The organism is Nocardioides sp. S-1144, assembly GCF_005954645.2.
GTDB classification, from domain to species: Bacteria; Actinomycetota; Actinomycetes; order Propionibacteriales; family Nocardioidaceae; genus Nocardioides; species Nocardioides dongxiaopingii.
The window spans coordinates 1,583,838-1,606,864 of the sequence record NZ_CP040695.2 but is presented as its reverse complement, the minus strand read 5'-3'; the positions used below and the strand labels follow the sequence as shown (position 1 = coordinate 1,606,864).

General features: G+C 72.9%; 26 protein-coding genes and 1 tRNA gene. 8 read left to right on the top strand and 19 right to left on the bottom strand.

Annotation, left to right across the window (positions count from 1 at the left end):
- Nucleotides 1-159 precede the first annotated feature (159 nt).
- Nucleotides 160-501: a hypothetical protein gene (locus tag FE634_RS07590; protein WP_148240486.1), complete on the top strand. Its 342-nt coding sequence runs from the start codon at nt 160-162 to the stop codon at nt 499-501.
- A gap of 39 nt (nt 502-540) precedes the next feature.
- Here FE634_RS07590 and FE634_RS07585 read toward each other — a convergent pair whose 3' ends face one another.
- From FE634_RS07585 to FE634_RS07545, 9 genes are all read right to left on the bottom strand, one after another.
- Nucleotides 541-1,491 carry a class II glutamine amidotransferase gene (locus FE634_RS07585; protein WP_138875532.1) on the bottom strand — a complete coding sequence of 317 codons (951 nt, stop codon included), beginning with the start codon at nt 1,489-1,491 and terminating at the stop codon, nt 541-543.
- A 102-nt stretch (nt 1,492-1,593) separates the two neighbouring features.
- Nucleotides 1,594-2,364, bottom strand: a complete 771-nt coding sequence (locus FE634_RS07580) for a hypothetical protein (RefSeq protein ID WP_138875531.1) — start codon at nt 2,362-2,364, stop codon at nt 1,594-1,596.
- Nucleotides 2,365-2,404: 40 nt separating this feature from the next.
- Nucleotides 2,405-2,902 (bottom strand): SigE family RNA polymerase sigma factor, encoded by a 498-nt coding sequence (locus FE634_RS07575; RefSeq protein WP_458351848.1) that lies wholly within the window; start codon nt 2,900-2,902, stop codon nt 2,405-2,407.
- A gap of 238 nt (nt 2,903-3,140) precedes the next feature.
- Nucleotides 3,141-3,214, bottom strand: a tRNA-Met gene (locus tag FE634_RS07570).
- Between the two features lie 55 nt (nt 3,215-3,269).
- A complete protein-coding gene (locus FE634_RS07565; RefSeq protein WP_137295356.1) occupies nt 3,270-6,323 on the bottom strand; it encodes a UPF0182 family membrane protein in 3,054 nt (1,017 codons plus the stop codon).
- The gene (locus FE634_RS07560; protein WP_137295355.1) at nt 6,320-6,952 is read right to left on the bottom strand and encodes a PPA1309 family protein; all 633 of its coding nucleotides are present in this window, start codon (nt 6,950-6,952) and stop codon (nt 6,320-6,322) included. Before FE634_RS07560 ends, FE634_RS07565 begins: the two co-directional genes overlap by 4 nt.
- Nucleotides 6,949-8,040, bottom strand: a complete 1,092-nt coding sequence (locus FE634_RS07555; protein ID WP_138875529.1) for a YlbL family protein — start codon at nt 8,038-8,040, stop codon at nt 6,949-6,951. Before FE634_RS07555 ends, FE634_RS07560 begins: the two co-directional genes overlap by 4 nt.
- A gap of 78 nt (nt 8,041-8,118) precedes the next feature.
- On the bottom strand, nt 8,119-8,505 hold the full coding sequence (locus tag FE634_RS20955; RefSeq protein WP_187366852.1) for a hypothetical protein: 387 nt from the start codon (nt 8,503-8,505) through the stop codon (nt 8,119-8,121).
- 43 nt (nt 8,506-8,548) lie between these two features.
- The gene (locus FE634_RS07545; protein ID WP_137295439.1) at nt 8,549-8,986 is read right to left on the bottom strand and encodes a molybdenum cofactor biosynthesis protein MoaE; all 438 of its coding nucleotides are present in this window, start codon (nt 8,984-8,986) and stop codon (nt 8,549-8,551) included.
- Between the two features lie 47 nt (nt 8,987-9,033).
- On the opposite strand from FE634_RS07545, the gene FE634_RS07540 reads away from it, so the two are divergent.
- Nucleotides 9,034-10,431, top strand: coding sequence for a zinc-dependent metalloprotease (locus FE634_RS07540; protein WP_138875528.1), 1,398 nt, complete (start codon nt 9,034-9,036; stop codon nt 10,429-10,431).
- Nucleotides 10,428-11,027, top strand: a complete 600-nt coding sequence (locus FE634_RS07535; RefSeq protein ID WP_148240485.1) for an NUDIX hydrolase — start codon at nt 10,428-10,430, stop codon at nt 11,025-11,027. Before FE634_RS07540 ends, FE634_RS07535 begins: the two co-directional genes overlap by 4 nt.
- On the opposite strand, the gene FE634_RS07530 is transcribed toward FE634_RS07535, so the two are convergent.
- From FE634_RS07530 to FE634_RS07520, 3 genes are all read right to left on the bottom strand, one after another.
- Nucleotides 10,958-11,491, bottom strand: coding sequence for a M48 metallopeptidase family protein (locus FE634_RS07530; RefSeq protein WP_137295436.1), 534 nt, complete (start codon nt 11,489-11,491; stop codon nt 10,958-10,960). The two genes, FE634_RS07535 and FE634_RS07530, sit on opposite strands and share 70 nt — an antisense overlap.
- A gap of 10 nt (nt 11,492-11,501) precedes the next feature.
- Complete coding sequence (locus FE634_RS07525; RefSeq protein ID WP_138875527.1) at nt 11,502-12,578, bottom strand: PHP domain-containing protein; 1,077 nt, start codon at nt 12,576-12,578, stop codon at nt 11,502-11,504.
- 335 nt (nt 12,579-12,913) lie between these two features.
- Nucleotides 12,914-13,708 (bottom strand): enoyl-CoA hydratase/isomerase family protein, encoded by a 795-nt coding sequence (locus FE634_RS07520; protein WP_138875526.1) that lies wholly within the window; start codon nt 13,706-13,708, stop codon nt 12,914-12,916.
- Nucleotides 13,709-13,868: 160 nt separating this feature from the next.
- Here FE634_RS07520 and FE634_RS20950 point away from each other — a divergent pair, with 160 nt between their 5' ends.
- Nucleotides 13,869-14,027 (top strand): DUF5679 domain-containing protein, encoded by a 159-nt coding sequence (locus FE634_RS20950; RefSeq protein ID WP_164519638.1) that lies wholly within the window; start codon nt 13,869-13,871, stop codon nt 14,025-14,027.
- A 126-nt stretch (nt 14,028-14,153) separates the two neighbouring features.
- Nucleotides 14,154-14,915, top strand: a complete 762-nt coding sequence (locus FE634_RS07515) for a hypothetical protein (protein ID WP_138875525.1) — start codon at nt 14,154-14,156, stop codon at nt 14,913-14,915.
- A 22-nt stretch (nt 14,916-14,937) separates the two neighbouring features.
- Here FE634_RS07515 and FE634_RS20945 read toward each other — a convergent pair whose 3' ends face one another.
- From FE634_RS20945 to FE634_RS07495, 5 genes are all read right to left on the bottom strand, one after another.
- The gene (locus FE634_RS20945; protein ID WP_187366851.1) at nt 14,938-15,102 is read right to left on the bottom strand and encodes a hypothetical protein; all 165 of its coding nucleotides are present in this window, start codon (nt 15,100-15,102) and stop codon (nt 14,938-14,940) included.
- A 123-nt stretch (nt 15,103-15,225) separates the two neighbouring features.
- Nucleotides 15,226-15,453 carry a hypothetical protein gene (locus tag FE634_RS07510; RefSeq protein ID WP_138875524.1) on the bottom strand — a complete coding sequence of 76 codons (228 nt, stop codon included), beginning with the start codon at nt 15,451-15,453 and terminating at the stop codon, nt 15,226-15,228.
- Nucleotides 15,450-15,785, bottom strand: coding sequence for a WhiB family transcriptional regulator (locus FE634_RS07505; RefSeq protein ID WP_137295431.1), 336 nt, complete (start codon nt 15,783-15,785; stop codon nt 15,450-15,452). The genes FE634_RS07510 and FE634_RS07505 overlap by 4 nt, the downstream gene beginning before the upstream one ends.
- Before the next feature lie 204 nt (nt 15,786-15,989).
- Nucleotides 15,990-16,238 carry a hypothetical protein gene (locus FE634_RS07500; protein ID WP_138875523.1) on the bottom strand — a complete coding sequence of 83 codons (249 nt, stop codon included), beginning with the start codon at nt 16,236-16,238 and terminating at the stop codon, nt 15,990-15,992.
- Nucleotides 16,239-16,375: 137 nt separating this feature from the next.
- Nucleotides 16,376-18,430, bottom strand: a complete 2,055-nt coding sequence (locus tag FE634_RS07495) for an ATP-dependent DNA helicase UvrD2 (RefSeq protein ID WP_138875522.1) — start codon at nt 18,428-18,430, stop codon at nt 16,376-16,378.
- Between the two features lie 80 nt (nt 18,431-18,510).
- Here FE634_RS07495 and FE634_RS07490 point away from each other — a divergent pair, with 80 nt between their 5' ends.
- A complete protein-coding gene (locus FE634_RS07490) occupies nt 18,511-18,780 on the top strand; it encodes a mycoredoxin (RefSeq protein WP_137295428.1) in 270 nt (89 codons plus the stop codon).
- A 155-nt stretch (nt 18,781-18,935) separates the two neighbouring features.
- Here FE634_RS07490 and nudC read toward each other — a convergent pair whose 3' ends face one another.
- Nucleotides 18,936-19,847, bottom strand: a complete 912-nt coding sequence (nudC, locus tag FE634_RS07485; RefSeq protein WP_138875521.1) for an NAD(+) diphosphatase — start codon at nt 19,845-19,847, stop codon at nt 18,936-18,938.
- Between the two features lie 108 nt (nt 19,848-19,955).
- On the opposite strand from nudC, the gene deoD reads away from it, so the two are divergent.
- Together deoD and FE634_RS07475 are read left to right on the top strand one after the other, a co-directional pair.
- Complete coding sequence (gene deoD / locus FE634_RS07480) at nt 19,956-20,693, top strand: purine-nucleoside phosphorylase (RefSeq protein WP_138875520.1); 738 nt, start codon at nt 19,956-19,958, stop codon at nt 20,691-20,693.
- Nucleotides 20,694-20,721: 28 nt separating this feature from the next.
- Nucleotides 20,722-21,792, top strand: a complete 1,071-nt coding sequence (locus FE634_RS07475) for an NAD(P)-binding domain-containing protein (RefSeq protein ID WP_138875519.1) — start codon at nt 20,722-20,724, stop codon at nt 21,790-21,792.
- Nucleotides 21,793-21,804: 12 nt separating this feature from the next.
- Here FE634_RS07475 and FE634_RS07470 read toward each other — a convergent pair whose 3' ends face one another.
- Nucleotides 21,805-23,001: an AAA family ATPase gene (locus FE634_RS07470; RefSeq protein ID WP_138875518.1), complete on the bottom strand. Its 1,197-nt coding sequence runs from the start codon at nt 22,999-23,001 to the stop codon at nt 21,805-21,807.
- Nucleotides 23,002-23,027: the final 26 nt, after the last annotated feature.

The window sequence follows — 23,027 nt, the reverse complement described above, 5'->3', positions numbered from 1 at the left end:
CCACGAGTCGCCCGCCGGCGACGCTCCGGAGCGCCTCGGTCGTCGCAGAAGTCGGTGGCCCGACGCCTCGGCCTCCTGGACGATGACCAGGTGCCCCAAGACACGATCTGCTGCGGCACCTGCTCCGCTGAGCTGAGTCGGCCCCTCGAGCGGTCGCCGGTGGTTCCCGAGCGCCGCTACGCCGACCACGAACGAGTCAGCCTCCTCCCCACGGCGCCGCCGGGCACCTGGTTCGTCGACCCGGAGCCACGCGCGCGCACCGGGAGCGGTGAGCCCGTGGGTGCTGTCGGTTGTCTCGTGCTGAACCCGGGTGACGCGATCGGCCTGGTCGCGCACCCCGACGGGATCCGCAGCGCGGGCTGCTGCGGCCACGACGGGTGCAGTGGTCCCAACCGCCTGTGCTCCGCCTGCCGGGCCGAGGTCGCAACGCTGAGCGACGACTGCTGGACGGTGGTCGAGCTGCGCTTCGAGCCCGCTGCCGTGGTCGTCCGAACCCGGTGACGCCGGGCCCGGACGGGAGCAGGTCGCGGGCGGGTGCCCCTAGACGGACAGCGTGGTGACCGTCCTGGTGACGCGGTCGCCCGTCCTCCGGAGGAACACGATCTCGCCGAACTCGACGTGCGACCAGCCCTCGGCGTCGTCCGTCAGTGCCTCGGAGGCGAACACGGCGGCCGACGCCTCGTTCTCGTCACACGCCTCGAAGTCGTAGGACGTGCTGTCGCTCGGGACGTGGCGACCCAGGAGCAGGTACATCGGCTCCAGGAGCATCGAGAGGGCGAAGTCGTCCGTCCCCGGACCGGACTCCCGCAGCTTCTTCCAGTCCCCGACCGGGTTGGTCTCGCCCTGGTGGCCGAGGCCGACGTTGACTCCGATGATCCGGTTCGGCGACACCAGGGCCATCTTCATCTTGGTCAGGGCAGGGAGGTCGAGGGCCTCCATCGCCGCCGAGATGAGGTGGACCATCGTCTCGATCGCACGCTGGACGTCCTCGTCACCGTCACCCTCGAGCAGGGAGAGCAGGAGCACGTAGAGGAACTCCGTGTCCGTCGAGCCGCGCATCTGCTTCAGGTACCTGTCCTCGCAGTGCTGGAGCAGCTCCCTCTGCAGGAGCATCCAGCTCGGCATGTCGCCGTTCTGGGCGAGGATCCACGGCGTCTCGTCGAAGGAGAAGGGGTGGCAGTTCTCGTCGACCATGACGGTCGTCGAGTTGTAGAGCGCGGCTCGCACGTGGGCGAGCACCGTGCTGGCCTGGAGACTGGGGATGATGCGGTTGGCGTTGTCGTCGTAGAAGGCAGGCATGGGCCTGCGGTAGAGGAAGGGATCCTCCGGCTTCAGCAGGTGCTCGCCCCAGGCAGCGAACCCCCAGCCCGCCAGCTGGAGGTCCGGGTAGTGCTCGGGGTCGAGAGCCTGGTTGACCAGGCTGTTCGACGGCGTGAGCAGCAGGCTCTTGAGCGGGGTCTCGGGCCCGATGTAGGCGAGCACTCGGCACATGCGTTTCCCTCACTGACGAGCGGACGTGGCGCGCTCGGCACCCGCGAGCGTCGCCACCCTACGGGCGAGAGCGGGCTTGCTCGCGGCTGGTCCCCGACCGCACTAGTGGGAGAGGGCGGTGGTGAGGAAGCTCGTCAGCGCCTCGGCGTCCATGCCTCGGGTGTCGACCGACATGAAGTCGCCGTTCGCGAACGTGTAGCGCACCTCGCCGTACGGCGCGCGCTCGGAGACGCTCCTGGGGCACGGGCCGTTCGTCGCGATCGGTTCAGCACCAGCCAGGCTCCTGGGTGTCGCCCCGTCCCCCTGACCATCGACGAACCGGCAGTTCTCGGGGGGTCCACTGATGTGCAACGAGGCCGTGCGGCCGTCGACCACCACGTGGTCGAAGGTCGGGAGGTCCTCGGCGGAGTTGTAGGAGCGGTAGATCGCGGCGATCGGTCCCGAGAAGACCGTCGCCTCGAACTGCTGCGGCCCGTCGGGGCTGGTGGCGGTCACCGACTGGGTCCTGCCCCCGATCTCCTCGCGCGGCTGGAGCGTGTCGAGGTCGACGAGCTCGCGGTTGCCCGAGAGTCGCCAGTCGCCCGGGAGGGACAGCTCGTGCCCGACCAGCGAGACGGTCTGGAGGTCGGTGGTGGGCTCGCTGGTCGTGGCGCCGGCCCTGCCGGTGGCTGCCGCGGTGCCGAGTCCCTCGGTGGCTCCCGCGGTGCCGCCCTCGACGTCCCCGCCCTGGAGGGTCATCGATCCGCCGACCAGGGCGCCGGCGGTGACCACGGCAACGCCGAGCGAGGCTCCGAGGGCCGACAGACGTTGCTGGCGTGCATGACGACGGCGGACGACGGTGAGCAGTGTCGGGTCGGCCGTCACCTCCTCCATGGGGGGCCCGAAGGACCTGTGAAACGCGTCCCGGATCTCGTCAGTGGGCATCCTTGGCTCCGATCGAATCAGTCAACGACAGGTTGAGTGCCTCGCGCAGGTGCGTGAGGGCTTTGCTGGTGGCGGACTTCACGGTCCCTTCGGTGCAACCGAGGAGCTGCGCGGTCTCGGCGACCGACAGGTCCTCCCAGTAGCGCAGGACCACCGTCGCGCGTTGCCGGTCCGGCAGCTGCCGCAGCAGCCGCAGCAGGTCGTCGCGATCCTCGGCGTAGTCGTCCGGGGCGACCCTGTCCGGCGGTGGTCCCAGGTGCTCGGGTCGTCGCTTCCGACGCCGTGAGCGGTCGTGGGCCAGGTTCACCAGGACTCGCCGCGTGTAGGCCTCAGGGTTGTCGAGCGCGCGTGACCAGTGCCGCGCCACGCGCAGCAACGCCGTCTGCACGAGGTCCTCGGCGTCGTGGGAGTCGCCCGTCAGGAGGGTCGCTGTGCGCAGCAACGCCGAGGAGCGCCCGATCACGAACTCGTCGAAGTCGGCGCCCAACCGTCGCATGCTCACACCCCTTACAACGACGGGACGCCCGACCGGGTTGCCTCGAGCCCTGCCCCGATCAGCGGGTGCGGCCGGAGCGGTGGTCGAACCACCGGCCACGGCGAGCCCGTGGCACCGGCGGACGAGCTGCCGCCGGCGCCAGAGGTGCGTGGCACGTTCGTGGCCCGGCTCGGAAAACAGAAACCGCCGCTGACCTCGGTCGTGCAGGTCAGCGGCGGTTCCGTACTTGTAGCGGGGGCAGGATTTGAACCTGCGACCTCTGGGTTATGAGCCCAGCGAGCTACCGAGCTGCTCCACCCCGCGTCGGTGAACAGAACATTACCGGGTGGGTCGCGCGGGCCCAAATCGGGGGTCCGGTTCAGCTCCCCCCGGCGGCCGAGGGGTCCTCGGTCGGGGTGTCCGTGGCCCCGCCGGTGGCCCCGTCGGAGGCCCCGTCGGTCGGCGTCGTCGGCGGCGGCGCGTCGGGGTCGGCGCCGTCGGAGATCTGGTCGCGGTAGCCGGCGGCGCGCTCGAGGGCGGCCTCGGCGACCTCGACCTGGTCGAGGTAGCCCTGGAAGTCGCCGTCCTCGCGGGCAGCGTTCGCGTTCTCGAACGCGGTGATGGCGCTGTCGACGGCCCGGTCGAGCAGCTGCTGGAGCGTCTGCTCCCCCGCGCCCGGGTCGGGGTCCGGGTCCGGGTCGCCCGGGGTGGTGCCCGGGTCGGTGGCCCCGAAGACGCTGCGCAGGGCCTCGGGCAGGGTCTGCCCCAGCCCGATGTAGCGGTCGTCGTTGCCGTACTTGACCAGCACGTAGCGCAGCTCGGGGTAGCTGGCCTCGGTCTGCTGGTTCTGGGCGTAGACCGGCTGGACGAACATCATCGAGTCGGCCACCGGGAAGGTCAGCATGTTGCCGAGGGTGACCTTGGCGTTGATCCGCAGGTCGGTGAGCGCGTTGTTGATGGCGGTGCTGTTGGCGAACTCGTTGGCGACCTGGCTCGGACCGGAGGTCTGGTCGCTCTCGTCGCTGTCGGCGTTGCTCAGCTCAAGCACCGTCATCTTCCCGTAGTCCTCGCTCGTCCCGTCGGAGTTGACCGACACGAAGGAGGCCAGGTTGTTGCGGTTGAACGGCACGTAGACCGAGGTCAGGGCGAAGTTGTCGGGCTCCGTCCCGCCCACGAAGAGCCGGTACGGCGCCTGGTAGGTGTTGTCGATCTCGGGATCGGTGGGCACGGCCCAGCGGTCGTTGTTCTCGAACCAGTCCTTCGCCGCGGTGACGTGGTAGCGCGCGAACTGGTAGCGCTGCACCTTGAAGAGGTCCTCGGGGTAGCGGACGTGGGCCAGCAGCTCCTCCGACATCTCGCTCTTGTCGAGGACGGTGCCGGGGAACGCGTCGCGCCAGGCCTTCAGCATCGGGTCGGCGTCGTCCCAGGCGTACAGCCTGACCTCGCCGGAGTAGGCGTCGACGGTCGCCTTGACCGCGTTGCGCATGTAGTTGATCTCGTCGGTCGGCAGCGTCTGCAGGCCGGTGTCGTCCTGGAGCGCGTCACGGGTCATCGTCTCGAACGAGGCCCGCTGGGCGTTCGGGAACCGGTCGGTCGTCGTGTAGGCGTCGACGATCCACTGGATCCGGCCGTCGACGATCGCGGGGTAGGCGTCCGCGTCGACCGTCAGCCACGGCGCGACCTTCTCGACGCGCTCCTGCGGCTCGCGGACGTAGAGCACCTGCGAGTTCTCGTTCACGCGGCCCGAGAGGAGGAAGTTCGGCTCGCCGAACTTGATCGCGAACATCAGCTGGTTGAACGTGCTGCCGACCGACGCGTCGCCGTCGCCCTCGTACGTCGTGTTCTCGCCGAGGTCGGAGCCCGGGACCGGGAGGTTGAGCTCGTTGTCGTTGTCGCTGGCCTTGGCCTTGCCGACCACGGAGTAGTCCGGGCTCTTCTCGCCGTAGTAGACGCGGCTCTCGTAGTCGCCGAGCTGCTCGGTGAGGTCGTCCTGGATGCCGAGGCCCTGGGCCCACTCGATCCCCCCGGAGGCGACGCTGTCGGCCGACTCCGGGTCGTTGGTGGCGTCGTCACGGTCGCGCTGGTTGGCGTAGGCGGCGATGATGCCGTTGCCGTGGGTGTAGACGGTGTGCAGGTTCGACCAGTTGCGGGCGTCGTCGTTCAGGCCGCTCTGGTCGAGCTCGCGGACGCCGAGCACCAGGGCCCGCTGCTTGCCGTCGACCTCGTAGCGGTCGACGTCCAGGATCGAGGGCACCGAGTAGTAGCCGAACTGCTGCTGCAGGTTCTCGAAGGCCGGCGACAGGAGCTTCGGGTCGACCGAGGGCACCGAGCTCGTGCCCGAGATCAGCTCGGCGACGCCACCGTCGGGCTGGGCGTTGTCGGGCGAGTAGGGCTCGCTCTCGACCCCCTCGAGGTCGTAGGCCATCCGGGTGGCCTCGATGTTCTTCTGGATGTACGGCTCCTCCTTGTCGGCCTCGGAGGGCTTGACCTGGAACTGCTGGACGGCGGCCGGGAAGATCATCCCGATCAGCACCGCCGACAGCGCGAGGAGCGCGAGGCCGATCGAGGGCAGCTGCCAGGTGCGGCGCCACACGTTGAGGAAGAACAGGATCGCGCAGATGACCGCGACGGCCATCAGGATGTTCTTGGCCGGCAGGACGGCGTTCTCCCCGGTGTAGTTCATGCCGGTGAAGAGGTTGTTCTTCTGCGTGACCAGGTCGAAGCGGTCGAGGTAGTAGTCGACGCCCTTGGCCAGCACGAACAGCCCGAGGAGCACCGAGAGCTGGGCCTGGGCCGCGCCGGAGAGCTTGTCCTGGGTGGCCTGCAGGCGGACGCCGCCGTAGAGGTAGTGGGTGACGAGGGCGGCGATGATCGCCAGCACCATCGTGGCCATGGTGAAGTCGACGACGAAGTGCCACCACGGCAGGTCGAAGAGGTAGAACCCGACGTCCTTCTGGAAGTACGGGTCGTCGGTGCCGACCGAGGAGCCGTTGCGCCACAGCAGGTAGGTGCGCCAGTGGCTCATCCCCGAGGCGCCGGCGAAGGCGCCGACGACGACGGCGATGCCGACGACCAGCCAGGTGCGGATCGGCGTGACGACGTCGCGGTAGCGGTCGAGGTTCGACTGCTCGCGCGAGGTCGGGCGGAACAGCGGACGGAACCGGTAGGCGAGGAAGACGTTCAGCGCCACCGCTCCCCCGAGCACCGCGCCGAAGGCGAGGAACAGCAGGATGCGGGTCCACAGCATGGTGCTGAAGACCTGGCCGTAGCCGGCGTTGTTGTACCAGATCCGGTCGGTGTAGATGGACGCGAAGCCGGTCAGGCCGAACAGGGCGACCACCACGGCGATGGCGGTGATCAGCAACGCCCGCGAACGTCCTGCTCGGTTCCGGGCGGGGGCCGCCCTCGGGTCGTCGTCGAACAGGTCGCTCACGGGTTCTCCTCCACCGGCCGGTCGGCCGTCTCGTCTTCGTCGCCATCCGGCTCGGCGTCGTCCAGCGTGGCTTGCAGCAGCGCGAGCAGGCCCGGCACCAGGTCGACGCCGCCGACCACCGAGGTGTCGTCGTCGTGGGCCTTGAGCCGCAGCGCGCAGTAGGTGGATCCGGCGCGGGTAGCTCCCGCCACGATCCGGACCTCCTGGCGGTCGGGGTGGTCGCGGGCGAACTCCTGGGCCTGGACCGGGTCGTCGGGCAGCTCGTCGTCGGAGCCCGGGGGCAGCACGAGCCGCTCGACCATCGCGGCGACCCCGGCCACCCCGGGCGGCCACAGGATCGACTCCAGCACCTGCTCGAGTGGGACGGCGGGGTCGAGCGCGTCCTGCTCGACCGCGGTCAACGACCCGCGCTCGGCGTCCGCGTCGAGGCCCATCAGCGAGGCCAGCGCCGGCTCCTGGACGACGAGCTGGGCGGTGTCGACGAGCGCGTAGAGCCGCGCCGGCTGGTCCCAGCCGTCGGCGGCCAGCAGGCCCTCGATCTCGAGGACGGCGCTCGCGAGCGCCGGGTCCGCGTCGAGGTCGCCCCAGCGCGGGTCGCCGGTGAGGACGTCGTCCGGCTCGTCGGTCACGACGCCGCCCCGGAGAGGATCTCGTCGGCGTCGTCGCACGACGGCAGGGTGGCGTCGGGGTCGGCGGCGAACGCCTCCAGGCCCTCGCGGACGTCGTGCATGCTCTGCGCCATCATCAGCCTCATGTCGCCGGGGTCGGCCCCCAGCGCGTCGTCGCAGTTCTCGATCGGGACCAGGAAGAGCTCGGCGCCCTCGTCGCGGGCGCCGGCGATCTTCTGCTGGATGCCACCGATCGCCCCGACGCTGCCGTCGGGGAAGATCTCGCCGGTGCCGGCCACCGTGCGGCCGCCGGTGAGCGAGCCCTCGGTGAGGGTGTCGAAGATCGCCAGGGAGAAGATCAGCCCCGCGCTCGGGCCGCCGATCTGCGGGGAGATGTTGATCTTCACCTCGAACGGGAACTCGTAGTCGGAGACCTCGGGCAGGATGCCGATCTTGGTGCTGCCGTCGACGTCGACGGGCGTCACGTCGAGCTCGAGCGGCTTGCCGTCGCGGGTGACGCCCACGGTGAGCGGCTCGCCGGGCGTGCTGTCGTCGACGAGGGACACCAGCTGGGCGGCGTCGGTGACGTCGGTACCGCCGATGGTGCGCACCACGTCGCCCACCTCGAGGACGTCCTCGGCCGGGAGGCCCGGGGTGAGTTGAGTGATGGTGAGGACCTGCGGGACCTCGATGCCCATCTCCTCGAGGGCGACGTCGACCGCGACGTCCTGGGAGGTGGCCATCTGCAGCTGACCCTGCTGGCGGTTGCTCTCGGCGGTCTCGTCGGACTGGTGGACCGCGTCGTAGGGGTAGACGGCGTTGTCGCCGTCGAACCAGGTGCTCATCAGGGCGGTCAGGCCGATGCCGCGCTCGTCGGGGTCCTGCGCCGGGGAGACCCGGACCGTGGTCATCCGCAGCTCGCCGTCGTCGCGGAACACCTCGTGCCCGTCGACCTGGACGATGTCGACGTCGCTGTCGTCCTCACCGAGGACGTCGACGGTGCTGCCCGGCTGGTAGGTCGCGTACGGCAGCCGCACGACCGAGGCGAACAGCAGCAGCCCGAGCACCGCCGGCACGGCGATGCAGGCGGCGATCAGGCGCTGGCTCATGGCCCACAGCCTCTCATCCGCGACAAATGCGCCCGGCACCCGTTGGGCAGCCGACGGGCCGGCGCCGGGGCTGCTGGCTCAGGAGGCGCGGCGCTGCTCGCCCGCACGGCGCTCGGCCGGGCGGTCCTCCGCGCGACCGGGCGACGGTGCGGGCGACGGTGCGGCGGTCGGTGCGGGCGACGCGGTGCGGGTCGCGACCGAGGGCACCGCGCGCGGCGGCACCGGACGCGAGGGCCGGACGGCGACGCCCGTGCTCCGGTCGTGCGGGGCCTCGGGGGCGGCGTAGGTCGGGACGCTCGGGCGGCGGCGCAGCAGGCCGCGCCGGCGTCCCTCGAGCACGGCACCCATCCGGGCCAGGGCGACGTCGCGGTCGACCTCACCACGGCCCTCGCGCCCCAGCCACGCCACCCAGACCATCGCGGCCAGCGTGACCACGACGGGCGGGAGGAGCCAGAGCAGGACCATGCTCCCGAGGGTAGGTCGGGCCCGGGGCGATCCCCGGGAGGCGCTACGGCGTGCCGACCCACTCGTCGCTGCCGTCGGCGAAGACCTGGTGCTTCCAGATCGGGACCCGCTCCTTGAGGGTGTCGATCAGGTCGCGGGAGGCGTCGAAGGCCGTCCCGCGGTGCGCGGCCGCCGTCCCGACGACGACGGCGAGGTCCCCGATGGCCAGCCGGCCCACCCGGTGCAGCGCGGCGACGCCGTGGACGTCGTGGCGCGCCGCGACCTCCTGGCACACCTCGCGGAGCCGCTCCAGCGCCGAGGGGTGGGCGGAGTAGTCGAGACCGCTGACCGCCCGGCCCCCGTCGTGGTCGCGCACCTTGCCGACGAACAGGGTGACCCCGCCGTCGACGGCCTCGTCGAGGCGGTCGAGGACGTCGTCGACCAGCAGCGGGGTGTCGCGGATCTCGACCAGGCGCACGACGTCACGGGGCTCTCGGGGCACCTGCGCAGACTATGCCGCCGGCTGGGGCGACGGCGTACCGTGGTCGCATGCCCGACACCCCTGACGACAAGCCGTCCGGCGACGACCAGCCGAACCCGTTCAAGGGCACGCCCTTCGAGCACCTCTTCTCGGGCGGCCAGCTGAACTTCGGTGGCATGAACCTCGGCGGCATGGACTTCGGTTCCATGCCCGACCTCGGCCAGTTGTTCGGGCAGCTCCAGTCGATGATGCAGCCCTACGACGGCGCCCTCAACTGGGACGCCGCCGTCGACGTCGCCCGCAAGGCCGTGGCCAGGACGCCCGACCCGACGCCGACCGCGAAGCAGTCCGACGCCGTCTCCGACGCGCTGCGGCTCGCCGACCACTGGCTCGACGAGGCCACCGAGTTCCCCTCCGGCATCACCTCCACCGCGGCCTGGAGCCGCGCCGAGTGGATCGTGAACACCCTCGACGTGTGGAAGGTGCTCGTTGAGCCCGTCGCCGAGCAGTCGGTGCAGGGGCTCAGCAGCGCCCTGCCGCCCGAGGCCGCGGCGCAGGCCGGGCCGATCCTCGGCATCATCGGCAAGGCCGTCGGCGCGATGCTCTCGACCCAGGTCGGCTCCGGGTTCGGCGAGCTCGCCGGCGAGGTGCTCACCGCCTCCGACATCGGTCTCCCGCTCGGCCCGGCCGGCAAGGCCGCGCTCGTGCCGGCCAACGTCACGGCGTTCGCCGCCGGGCTCGACGTCTCCGAGGACGACGTGATCCTCTACCTCGCGCTGCGCGAGGCCGCCCACCAGCGGCTCTTCGCCCACGTGCCGTGGCTGCGCGACCACCTCATCGGCGCCGTCACCGACTTCGCGCGCGGCGTCGAGGTCAACGCCGAGAGCCTGCAGCGCCGCATCCAGGACCAGATGAGCGGGATCGACCCGATGAACCCCGAGTCGATGCAGCAGCTCCTCGAGGGTGGGCTGTTCGAGCTGCCGCAGTCCCCCGCCCAGGCGGCCGCGCTCGAGCGGCTCGAGATCGCGCTCGCCCTCGTCGAGGGCTGGGTCGACGAGGTCGTCGGCCAGGCCACCGAGAAGCGGATGCCGGCCGCGGCCAAGCTGCAGGAGGCGGTCCGCCGTCGCCGCGCCGCGGGTGGGCCGGCCGAGCAGACCTTCGCCTCGCTCGTGGGGCTCGAGCTGCGCCCGCGCCGGCTGCGCGACGCCTCCACCCTGTGGGGCTCGCTGCGCACCCGCCAGGGCACCGAGGCCCGCGACGGCGTCTGGCTGCACCCGCACCTGCTGCCCACGTCGGCCGACCTCGACGACCCGCTCGGCTTCCGCGAGGAGGCCGCTGCGCCCGAGAAGCTCACCGAGGGCGACTTCGACGCCGAGCTGCGCAAGCTGCTCGACGGCGAGGAGCCGACCGACGGCCCGACCGACGGGCCGACCGATGGGCCGACCGACGGGCCGACCGGGGAGTGAGCTCGCTCCACGCGGACGCGCTCGGCGTCCTGCGGGCCTGGGTGCCACCGGAGGCCGAAGGTCAGGCGGCGCTGCGCGAGCGCTACGTCGCCTACCTGGAGTCCCACCCCGACGCGATGACCCGGGCCTCGCGGCCCGACCACCTCACCGCCAGCACCCTCGTCCTCGACGTCGGGCGCACCCACGCGCTCCTCACGCTGCACGCCAAGGCCGGCCGCTGGTTCCAGCTCGGCGGTCACGCCGAGCCGGGTGATGCCACCCTCGCCGACGCCGCGCTGCGGGAGGCCGTCGAGGAGTCCGGTCTGGCGCCGTCCGACCTCGAGCTCGACCCCCGCCCGGCGTGGCTCGACGCCCACGCGGTCCCGTTCTGCGGGTCGGGCGAGGGCGTGACCCACCTCGACGTCATGTACGTCGCGGTGGCGCGACCCGGCGCGGTGCACGCCGTCAGCGAGGAGTCGCTCGACGTGCGCTGGTGGCCGCTCGAGGAGCTCCCGAACGAGGAGCTGCTCCCCCGGGTCCGGCGCCTTCAGTCGACGTGGCTGTCGAACTCGGAGGGCAGCGAGACCTTCGCCGCCTCCGACCAGCCCAGCAGGTAGCCCTTCGCCTTCTCCGCGCGCGGGTAGCGGTCGACCCAGGCCCAGAACCGCTCGTCGTGCCCGGGCTCGATCAGGTGGGCCAGCTCGTGCACGATGACGTAGTCGAGCACCCACGACGGCATCGCCTGGAGCCGCTCGGACAGCCGGATCGCCCGCTCGCCGAGCGAGCAGGACCCCCAGCGGGTGTGCTGGTTCGACACCCACCGCACCGACTCCGGCACGGCCAGCCCGCCGAGGTGCCGGTCGCTGAGCCGCAGCGCACGCACCCGCAGCTCGTCGTCGCTCAGCGGGACCCGCTGCTCCGAGCGCAGGATGCGGGCGACCATCGTCTCGACCCACTCGGCCTCGTCGGCGGCCGAGAACGACGCGGGGATCAGCACCACGATCCGGTCGTCCTCGCGGTAGGCCGACACGGTGCGCAACCGGCGCGGGGAGCGGCGCACCTCGACCTCGCCGGCTCCCATGGGGGCGAATCTACTTGCGCGCCCACTCCAGCAGGCGCTGCCTCGGCCACGTGTTGACGATCCGGTCGGCGTCGATGCCGGCGTCCTCGGCCCGCTCGCAGCCCAGCTGGAGGAAGTCGAGCTGCCCGGGCGCGTGCGCGTCGGAGTCGATCGAGAACACGCAGCCGGCGTCGCGGGCCAGCGCGAGCAGCGCGAACGGCGGGTCGCGGCGCTCGGGCCGGGAGTTGATCTCGACGGCGACGTCGTTCTCGGCGCAGGCCTCGAAGACCGCCCGGGCGTCGAAGCTCGACTGCTGGCGGGTGCCGCGGCCGCCGGTGACCAGGCGGCCGGTGCAGTGGCCCAGCACGTTCGTGTGCCGCTGCCGGACCGCGCCGATCATCCGCCTCGTCATCGCGCCGGCGTCCATCGCGAGCTTGGAGTGCACGCTGGCCACCCGCAGGTCCAGGCGGTCGAGCATCTCCTCGGACTGGTCGAGCGACCCGTCGTCGAGGATGTCGACCTCGATCCCCTTGAGCAGCGTGAACCCGGGCTCGCCGCCCGCCCCGCCCCCGTCGGCGCCGCCGCCCAGGTGCTCGTTGACGGCGTCGACGACGCCGAGCTGGCGCTGCAGCCGCTCGGCGCTCAGCCCCCGGGCCACCTTGAGGCGCGGCGAGTGGTCGGTGAGCACGAGGTACTCGTGGCCGAGCTCGATGGCGGTCATCGCCATCTCCTCGATCGGCGAGCCGCCGTCGCTCCAGTCGGAGTGCGAGTGGCAGTCGCCGCGCAGCGCGGCCCTCAGCGCGGCGCCGCCGTCGGTCAGCGGCCCGGCGTGCTCGGCCTCGAGCCGGGCCAGTCGCTCCGGCACCTGGCCCCGGACGGCCGCGGCGATCACCTTGCCCGAGCTCGCACCGATGCCGGGCAGGTCGGTGAGCGTGCCGGCCTCCACGGCCCGCGCGACGTCCTCGGCCGGCAGCGGCAGGATCGTGGCCGCGGCCCCCCGGAACGCCTTGACCTTGTAGGTGTCCTCGCGGGCCCGCTCGAGCAGGAAGGCGATCCGCCGCAGGGCGGCGACGGGGCCGGCCTCGTACGGTTCGTCTGACGCGTTCATCTGTCTTTCCTCCACAGGCGGTGGACGGCGATCACCGCAGGTCAGAGCAGCCTACGGCCTCCTGGGCGTGCGCTTCCTCCACAGGCGCGGTGGAGCAGTTCCGGCGCGTCTCCACGGGTTTCGGGGGTTCTCCACAGCGTTGTCCACAACCTTGTCCACAGGCCCGGCCGGCGCGTGCCCCGAGACGGTTGACCCCGCGGGCGGCGACTGCCTAGCCTGGCGCGCAGTGGCCCCCGGGCCGCCGAGTCGACACGAGCAAGGGGAAGGCACGTGTCGAGGACGCGGTGCGGGGGCCCTGTCCGTCCCCGCTCCCGTGACCGTCCCGGCGCCGTCGTTCAGCGGCCGCGGAAGACCGGGGCCCGCCGCTCGCGGGCCGCGCGCAGCCCCTCCTGCAGGTCGTCGGTCGCGAGCGTGACCGGCTGGGCCAGCGCCTCCCACTGCAGGCCGGTCTCGACGTCGGCGTGCCCGCCGCCGGCGAGGGCGAGCTTGGTGAGCCGGCTCGCGATCGGGGCCGTGGCCGCGACCTGGGCCGCGGTCTCCAGCACGGTGTCCAGGAACGTCTCCGGGTCGACCACGCGGGAGACCAGCCCCAGACCGAGGGCCTCGTCGGCGTCGACGATCCGGCCGGTGAGGAACAGGTCGCGCGCCGCCGCGGCCCCGACGACGTCGGGCAGCAGGGCGGTGCCGGCCATCCCGGGGTGCAGGCCCAGCTTGACGAAGGGCACGCCCATCTTCGCCCCGGCCGCCGCGTGCCGGAGGTCGCAGGCCAGCGCGAGGCAGAGACCGGCCCCGATCGCGGGGCCGTTGATCGCGGCAATCGTCGGTACCTCGAGCCGGCGGATCGAAAGCCAGGCCCGGTAGAACGGCAGCATCCGGTCGCGCAGGTGGTCCACGGTGGCGTTGGGCTCCCCCGCGAGCCACGCGGTGTCGCCCCCGGAGCAGAACGCCGTCCCCTCGCCGGTCACCACGACGGCGCGCACCGACCGGTCGGCGGCGACCTGGTCGATCGCCGCGACCCACGAGGAGGTCATCTCCGGCGACATCGCGTTGCGCTGGTCGGGGTTGTCGAGCACGAGCAGGACGACGCCGTCCGAGGGACGGAGCAGGCGCAGGTGGGCGAGTTCGGGCATGGATCGCACCCTACGCAGGCCGGCGGCTTCACCCCCGGGGCACCGCGCGGCGCGGCGTGACACACGCCACGGTTGTCGTAGGGTCGGGACCGGCCCAGCGGACTTCCCCGTACCTCTCCGCCGCGGCGACCAACCGAAGACCGAGGGCAAGGAGGCCGTCATGGCGGAGACCTGGAGCGGTGAGTTCTACTGCGTGAAGTGCAAGGAGAAGCGCGAGGCGGAGGGCGAGGTGAAGGTGAACGAGAAGGGCACGCGCATGGCCAAGGCCGTGTGCCCCGTCTGCAGCACCAACCTCAACCGGATCCTCGGCAAGGCCTGACCGGCCCACCGACCCACGCGACGGCGGTCCCCCTGGTGGGGGCCGCCGTCGCTGCGTCCCGGCCCGCGCACCCGCGCCTGTGGAGGACGTCGGCGCCGGGGCCGCGCCTCGTGTGAGGCTCGCCCCGTGCCCGCCCCGCCCCGCCTCCGACCCGGTGTCCACGTCGTGGTCCGCGACGCCGACCACGTGCAGCTCGGCCTCGACCCGCCGGCGCGGGTGATCGTGGCGCGGCGCCCGGAGGTGGCCCGGGTCCTCGAGCGGCTCACCGCCGGGCTGCCCCCGGCCCCGACCACGCCGGAGGGGGCGGCCGTCGTCCGCGACCTGGCGGCGGCCGGCCTGCTCGTGGTGCCGGAGACGGCGCCCACCGGCTCGGTGCGGCTGGTCTCGCGCGGGCTCGACCTCGCCCCGCTCGGCGTCCTGCTCGAGGACGCCGGCCTCACCGTGACCCGCAGCGACCCCCTCCCCGACCTCTACGTCGTCGCCACGCCCGGGCCCCTGCCCCGGGCGGTCGTCGACGGGTGGGTGGGCGAGGGCGCCCCCCACCTCGTGGTGGCCGGTACCAGCCGACCGGGGGGCCTGCGCGTCGGCCCGCTGGTCGAGCCCGGCACGACGGCGTGCCTGCGGTGCGTCGACGCCCACGAGGCCACGCACGACCCTCGCCGGCCCCTGCTCGTCGAGCAGCTCGCGGCCCTGCCCGCGGCGCCGGTCGACCGGCGGGTCGTCGCGCTCGCGACCGCCTGGGCGGCGCGCGACGCCGTCGACTTCCTCGCCGGGCGGCGTCCGGTGACCTGGTCGGGCACCGTCGACCTCGACGGGCCGTCGCCCGTCGTCCGCACGTGGGACCGGCACCCGCACTGCGGGTGCGGGTGGGACGACGTCCCCTACTGAGCGCTGCCCGCGGGCCCGGCGTTCACCAGTGCTCGGTGTCGAGCTTGCCCTCCATGGCGCGCAGGTGCTCGCGCGAGCAGGTGTCGCAGTAGCGCTGCCGCCGGCCGCGCTCGACCGAGGTGCTCCACGTCAGCGTGGTCTCCTCCTCGGCCCGGCGACCACAGAAGTCGCAGGTCGAGAGGGCCATCCAGCAATCCTAGGCCCGCCGCAGCAGAAAAATGACAGGAGCCGGGCACGACGTGTGTCGTGCCCGGCTCCCGGTGGTCCACCCGCGATCAGGGTGCTCCGGAGGTGACAGTCCTCCGAGGTCCTACAGAGCGCGAGCGAGGGCGAGGCGAGCCTGCTGCGCAGCGCGCTCGGCCTTGCGGCTCAAGCGGCGGGCGCGGGCGAGCTGGTGGCCCGCACGCATCGACTGCGCCTCTCCCAGGCGCATGGACATGTGTGCCCTCGCCAGGTCTTCCTGCATGGTGTTCATCGTGGTGCTCCCGTTCGGGTCAGTGGTCTGGGTGTGCTGGATGGATCGGGTCGCGGACGTCATGCGACCGCGTCCTTGCGGGGCCGGCCGCGGGGACGCTTGCGGGGGATGACGGTTCCCTGGAGGAACAGCTCACCGCCCCACACGCCCCACGGCTCGCTCCGGTCGAGCGCGCCGCCGAGGCAGATCTGCTGCACGGGGCAGGTCTGGCACAGGGCCTTGGCGAACTCGACGTCGGCCGGCAGCTCGGCGAACCAGAGCTCGGGGTTGTTGGCCCGGCAGGGCAGGAGCGCCTCGTCGACCTTGCCGGCCTCGTCGTGGAGGTCGCCCAGGCCGGACGTGGACTGGAACTCGAGCAGCTTGCCGTCGCTGCGGGTCAGAACGCTGGTGGTCATGGTGTCACCTCTTGCTTCGTGATCGCGGTGGGTGGTGCGGGTGAGCGGGTGGTGCTGCGCGGTGGCGCTGGTGGCGGGATGCATGTCCTCGACTTCGGTGGGCCTCCACCCGGTCCGGGTGATGGGACGTCACGGGGAAACAGAAAAGGCCGCGGATCCCGGTGATCGGGTTCCGCGGCCTGGAGGCTGCTCAGCTGTCGAGTGTCAACAGAGAGGCGGACTCCAGGCGTGGATCCCCGGGACGTAGGCGACGAGAGCCACGTGTCCCTTGGCAGCCAGGTCCTTGCGGTCGCGGAGATCCCGAGCGATCGGTCCGGTGATGGACAGACCGGTGGTCGGGAACCGCTGCTCGCCGGCGATGTTGGCGCGGCGGCCGCGAGTGGGCATGCCAAAGTCAGACGTCTGGCACGGGTTGCTGGTCGTGCTCGTCGTCATCGTCATGATGTTCTCCATCGGGGCCACCTCCTTCACTGCTTGCGGGCGCGGGCCTTGTCAGGGCCCTGGTGCGCGGACTTGGTTGTCGAGATGGGACGTTACGCCGGTCTCGATGTAAGGAGCAAACTATTTAATGACTCTTTCGAGATTTTTCCTCAGGAGACCAGCTCGAGGAGCTCCTGGCCGTACTTCTCGAGCTTCTCGGGCCCCACGCCGCTGATCGCGAGCAGCGCCTTCGGCGTCGTCGGACGGCGCTCGGCGACGGCCTCCAGGGTGGCGTTGCTGAAGACCATGAACGCCGCGATCTCCTCCTCCGCGGCCCGCTGCTTGCGCCACTCGCGCAACCGCTCGAACAGCGCCTCGTCGTAGGGCACCGGGCAGTCGGAGCATCGCGACCGGGTGCGCTCGGCCGTCGACAGCGGCTTGCCGCACTCGACGCAGGTGCGCGCGCCCTTCGCCCTGGCCTTGCCGCGGGCGACCGGGCGCGCGGAGTCGGGCAGCAGCGGGTCGAGGAACCGCGACGGCTTGCGCCGCGCCGCCTGGCCGGGGTTGCGCGCCGCGGCCCACGAGACGGCGAGGTCGACCCGGGCCCGGGTCATGCCGACGTAGAGCAGTCGGCGCTCCTCCTCGATCGCCGCCGGCGTCTGGGCGTAGGTGATCGGCAGGGTGCCGTCCTGGAGGCCGACGAGGAACACCGAGTCCCACTCGAGGCCCTTGGCGGCGTGGAAGGTGGCCAGGGTGACGCCCTCGGCGACCGGCGCGTGCTGCTCGGCAGCGCGGCGGTCGAGGTCGTCGACGAAGGCGTTGAGCCCCCCGTCGCCCCCGGACGCGGCCTCGCCCGCGAAGGCCTCGGCCTGGCTGACCAGCGCCTGCCACGACTCCCAGCGGTCGCGGGTCTGGCCGCGGGCCGTGGGAGCCTCGGTCGTCCAGCCCATGCCGGCGAGCGTGTCGCGGACCAGGTCGACCCACGTGTCGCCGTCGGCCGCCTGGGCGCCGGAGCGGGCGGCCCCGCGCAGGCGGGTGACGGCCTCGCGGACCTCGGGACGGTCGAAGAACCGGGCGGCGCCGCGGATGACGTAGGGGATCTTCGCCTCCGTCAGGGCCTCCTCGTAGGCCTCGGACTGGGCGTTGATGCGGAACAGCACCGCGATCTCCGACAGCGGACGACCGGCCGAGCGCAGCGCCGCCACCCGGCCGGCGACGTCGGTGGCCTCGGCGACCTCGTCGGGGTGACCGGTGTAGGTCACCGCGGCTCCGGCGGGCCGCTGTGCGCGGAGCTGGACGCTGGTGCTCCCGGTGCCGGCGAGCAGGGTGTTGGCGGCGCCGACGACCTGCGGGGTCGAGCGGTAGTTGCGGACCAGCTCGATGGAGGTGGTGCCGGCGTGCTTGCGCGGGAAGTCGCGCAGGTAGTCGGCGTTGGCGCCGGCGAAGGAGTAGATCGTCTGGGCGGGGTCGCCGACGACGCAGAGCTCGTCGCGCCCGCCGAGCCACAGGTCGAGCAACGCCGACTGCAGCGGCGAGACGTCCTGGAACTCGTCGACGACGAACCACTTGTACTGGCGGCGGACCTGGGCGGCCACCCGCTCGTCCTCGGCGAGCACGCCGGCGGTGAGCAGCAGGACGTCCTCCATGTCCATCCGGCCCTGCTCGCGCTTGACGTCCTCGTAGGCGCCGATGACCCGCGCGACCTGGTCGGCCTCGAGCTGGGCGACGCTCCGGCCGCGCGCCGCGGCGACCTCGACGTAGTCGTCGGGGCGCACGTTGCTCACCTTGGCCCACTCGATCTCGGAGGCGAGGTCGCGCAGCATCGCCTGGTCGGTGCGCATCCGCAGCTGGCGGGCGGCCCCGACCACGATCGGGATCTTCGACTCCACCAGCGTCGGCAGCTCGGTGCCGTGGACGTGCGGCCAGAAGTAGCGCAGCTGGCGCAGCGCGGCGGAGTGGAAGGTGCGGGCCTGCACCGTCGGTGCGCCCAGCCGGCGCAGCCGGGCGCGCATCTCGCCGGCCGCCCGGGTGGTGAAGGTGACCGCGAGCACCTCGGTGGGCACGTACACGCCGGAGGCGACGCCGTGGGCGATGCGGTGGGTGATCGCGCGGGTCTTGCCGGTGCCGGCACCGGCGAGCACCCGGACCGGACCGCGCAGCGTCTCGGCGACCTCGCGCTGCTCGGGGTCGAGCGCGGAGAGCAGGTCGTCGCTGGACGGCGGCACGGTGGAACAACTCCTCGGCGAGCGTGGTTGGCTTCGGTGACGAACGATCCGACCCTAGACGCCCGAGGGGACACTCCAGCATGCCGGACAACGCCGACCAGGCCAGCACCAACTTCACGATGTACTCCACGCCGTGGTGCGGCTACTGCCACCGCCTGCGCAGCCAGCTCGACCGCGAGGGCATCACCTACGACGTCGTCGACATCGAGCAGCACCCCGAGGCCGCGAAGATCGTCGAGACCGCCAACAACGGCAACCAGACCGTCCCGACCCTGGTCTACTCCGACGGCACCGCCCAGACCAACCCCTCCCTCGCCCAGGTGAAGGCCAAGGTCGCCAGCCTCGCCTGACCCACCCGTCGCTGATCACTGACGGGTCAGCGGGCTTTGTTCGCCGACCCGTCAGTGATCAGCGACGGGTCAGCAGGGATTGCTCGCTGACCCGTCAGTGATCAGCGACGGGTCAGCGGAGGTTTCTCGTCGACCCGTCAGTGATCAGCGACGGGTCACCACTGGCCGGGGAGCTCTCCGCCGTACCAGTGCTCGATGAGGGAGCGGCTGATCGAGATGCCGCCGGGCAGCACGAGGGTGCCGGCCTCGGCCTGGTCGCGCATCTCGGCGCGGGTGAACCAGCGGGCGTCCTCGATCTCGCGGGCGTCGACCTGGATGTCGGTCGACACGGCGCGCCCGAGGAAGCCGAGCATCAGGCTCTGCGGCAGCGGCCACGGCTGGTTGCCGAAGTAGGCGACCTCGCCGACGACGATGCCGGCCTCCTCGGCGACCTCGCGGCGCACGGCGTCCTCGAGGCTCTCCCCCGGCTCGCAGAAGCCGGCCAGGGTGGAGAACCGGCCGGGCGGCCACTGCGGCGACCGACCGAGCAGGCAGCGCTCCTCGTCGGTGCCGGGCTCGCCGGTGCTGATCAGCATGATGACCGCGGGGTCGGTGCGCGGGAACTGCGTCTTGCCGCACTCGGTGCACCGCAGCTCGTGCCCGGCGGCGCGAGAGGCGAGCGCGCCACCGCAGCGGGGGCAGTGCCGGGTGGCCCAGTGCCACTCGGCGAGGCCGAGGGCGTGGAAGACCAGCGGGGCGTCGGCGCGGGTCCCCCCGGCCAGCGCCGGCAGCAGCCCGCGCAGCGGGTACCACTCCCCCTCCTGGGACGCCGCCGCCTCGGGTCCCACGATCACCGCCCAGGACGTCGTCCCGTCGCGCTCGCCCAGCAGCACGCGGACGCCGTCGGGGGCCTCGTCGGTCGCGACCCAGGGCAGCGCACCCTCGACCGGGCGGACGCGGGTGCCCGAGACGACGAGGACGCGGGAGGTCGGGTCGGCCCAGCGGGTGTCGAGCCAGCCCTGGTCGTTGCGGTGCTCCCCGAGGCGGTCGTGGGGCTCGGCGGAGAGCATCTGGTGCGGGTAGGTCACCAGCCGAGCCTAGGAGCCGCGCCCAACGGGCACCCGGCGCCCCGTCCCCACCCGACCGCGACCTCCCGGCCCGGGCCCGCCGGACGACGGGGGTGAGAGGCTGCCCCGGTGAGCACCCACATCGGCGCCGCCCCCGGCGACATCGCCCCCGTCGTCCTCATGCCCGGCGACCCGCTCCGGGCCCGCTGGATCGCGGAGACCTTCCTCGACGACGTCGCCTGCTACTCCGAGGTCCGGGGCATGTACGGCTACACCGGCACCTGGCGCGGGCACCACGTGTCGGTGCAGGGCTCGGGCATGGGTCAGCCCTCGTGCGCGATCTACGCCACCGAGCTCATCCGCGAGTACGACGTGCAGACGATCGTCCGGGTCGGCTCGTGCGGCGCGCTCACCGAGCGGCTCGGCATCCGCGACCTGGTGATCGCCTCCGGCGCCTGCACCGACTCCTCGATGAACCGGATCACCTTCGAGGGTCTCGACTACGCGCCGGTGGCCGACTTCGGCCTGCTGCGCGACGCCGCGGCCGCCGCGCCCGAGGCCCACGTCGGGCTGGTGTTCAGCAGCGACTCGTTCTACGCCTCGCGCCCCGAGCTGGCCACGCGGATGGTCGACCACGGCGTCCTCGCCGTGGAGATGGAGGCCGCCGCGCTCTACACGATCGCCGCCCGCCACGGCCGGCGCGCGCTGGCCGTCTGCACCGTCTCCGACCACGTCGTCACCGGGGAGGAGACCACGGCCCACGAGCGCGAGCAGACCTTCGGCCGGATGGTCGAGGTCGCCCTCACCGCGGCGCTCGGGAGCGGCGTCGCTCCCGGCGCCGGGGGCGAAGGGGGCCACGGGGAGTAAGCCGCGCGGCGGCGGCGTTCCAGAGGACGTGGAGGTCTACGACAGCGTCGTCATCGGGGCCGGGCAGGCCGGGCTCTCGGCGTCCTACCACCTGCAACGGCGCGACGTCCGGCACGTCGTCCTCGACGCCGACGCCGCACCGGGTGGTGCCTGGCAGCACCGCTGGGACTCCCTCTCGATGGCCGACGTGCACGGCGTCGCCGCCCTCCCCGACAGCGCCCGCCCGGAGCCCGACGGCGGGGAGCGGGCCAACGTCGCGGTCCCGGCGTACTTCGCGACGTACGAGCGCGAGCACCACCTGCCGGTCGTCCGTCCGGTGCGCGTCGACCGGGTCGACGACACCGACGAGGGCCTGCTCGTCGTCCGCGCCGGCGAGCGGACGTGGACGACGCGCACGGTGGTCAACGCGACCGGCACCTGGTCCCAGCCGTTCGTGCCGCACTACCCCGGGGCGTCGGGCTTCGCGGGCCCGCAGTGGCACACCGCCGACTACCCCGGCGCGGAGGCGTTCCGCGGCCTGCGCACCGTCGTGGTGGGCGGCGGCGCGTCCGCGGTGCAGCTGCTCGGGGAGGTCGCGCTCGTCACCGACACCGTCTGGGTGACGCGGCGTCCGCCCGTGTGGCGCACCGACGACTTCACCCCCGAGGTCGGCCGGGCCGTCGTCGCGCTCGTCGAGGAGCGGGTGCGCCAGGGCCTGCCGCCGGCGAGCGTGGTGAGCGTGACCGGGCTCGCGCTCCGCGAGCAGGAGCGGGCGGCCGAGGCGGTCGGCGCCTACGTCCGGCGCCCGATGTTCTCCTCCGTCGAGCCGGACGGCGTGCGCTGGCCCGACTCCTTCGAGCCGGCGCAGGCGATCCTCTGGGCCACCGGCTTCCGACCGGCCGTCGGGCACCTCGCCCCGCTGCACCTGCGCAGCCCGCTCGGTGGCATCCGGCTCGAGGGCACCACCGCCGTCGCCGACCCGCGGGTCCAGCTCGTGGGCTACGGCCCCTCGGCCAGCACCATCGGCGCCAACCGGGCCGGCCGGGTGGCGGCCCGCGGGGTGGTCGCCGCCCTCGCCTCCGACGCCGGCACGCTCGACGCCGACGCCCTCGGCGCCTGAGCGAGGACCGCCTCAGTCCTGCCCGCGCGCTCGCACCCAGGCGTCGAAGCCCGGCATGGTGAAGCGGACCAGCCCGTGTCCGACGGGCTCGATGATGCCCTTCTCGATGAGCCGCTCGCGCGGGACGCTGATCGAGCGCGAGTCGACCCCCATCGCCGCGGCGATCCGGGCGCGGGTGACGTTGCCGGGTCCGACCGAGGCCATCGCGCTGATGAAGGTGCGCTCGAGCTCGGTCGCCGACCCCCAGCGGGCCGCGTGCATCGCGGTCAGCTGCACCTCGGCGGCCGGGAGGCCGGCGTCGACGGCGGCCTCGTCGACCACCGCACCCGCGCGCGGACGCAGCGCCTGCCAGGTGCAGCTGCCGGCGAGCTGGAGCAGGTAGGGATGGCCGCCGACGCGGCGCACGACGGCCTCGAGCGCGTCGGCCTCCCACGTGACGCCGAGGGCGTCGGAGGGGAGCACGAGGAGCTGCCGGGCGTCGTCGTCGCTGAGGACGTCGAGCGGCACGAACGCGCTGCGCTCGCCGAAGGTGGCGGCCCGGATGATCGCCTCGGGGGTGACCGGCAGTCCCGCGGTGACCACGGTCAGCGGGTTGTCGTCGCGGTCGCCGTCGAGGTTCTGGACGGCGTTGAGCAGGGTGGCCAGGTCGTCGGCCGACGCCGCGTGGAGCTCGTCGATGAAGACGACCAGCCCGGCGCCGCCGCGGTCGCGCACCGCGCGGGCCGCCTCGTGCAGGAGGTCCTCGAGGGCCCCGATGGGCGCGGCCCCCGCGTCGGGCGAGCGGTCGCCGGTGGCGTCGACCTCGCCGCCGACCGACACCCCGAGGACGCCGAGCTCGACCGACAGGCTCGTGAGCCGGTCGCGCCACCGCCGGCGCGACTCGACCCGCAGGTCGACCCGGTCGAGGGCGCGCTCGACGCTGCGGACCAGCTCGGGCAGGAAGGGACGCTCACGGGAGCAGGCCAGCCACGCGCTGGCGAAGCCGATCGCGGCGGCCTCGCGCTCGGCCGTGCGCAGCAGCGAGGTCTTGCCGAGCCCCCGGGGTGCGTGGAAGACCAGCAGCGGCCCGGCCAGCTCCCCGAAGGAGGCGACGCGACCGAGGCGGTCGCGGATCCGGCCGAGCTCCACCGCCCGGCCGGCCAGGACGCGCGGCACCTGGCCGGGGGTGTACGGGTCGGGCAGGGCCTCGGTCGCGGGTGGTGTCGTCATGACGGCCTCCGTGATACGCCTTGATA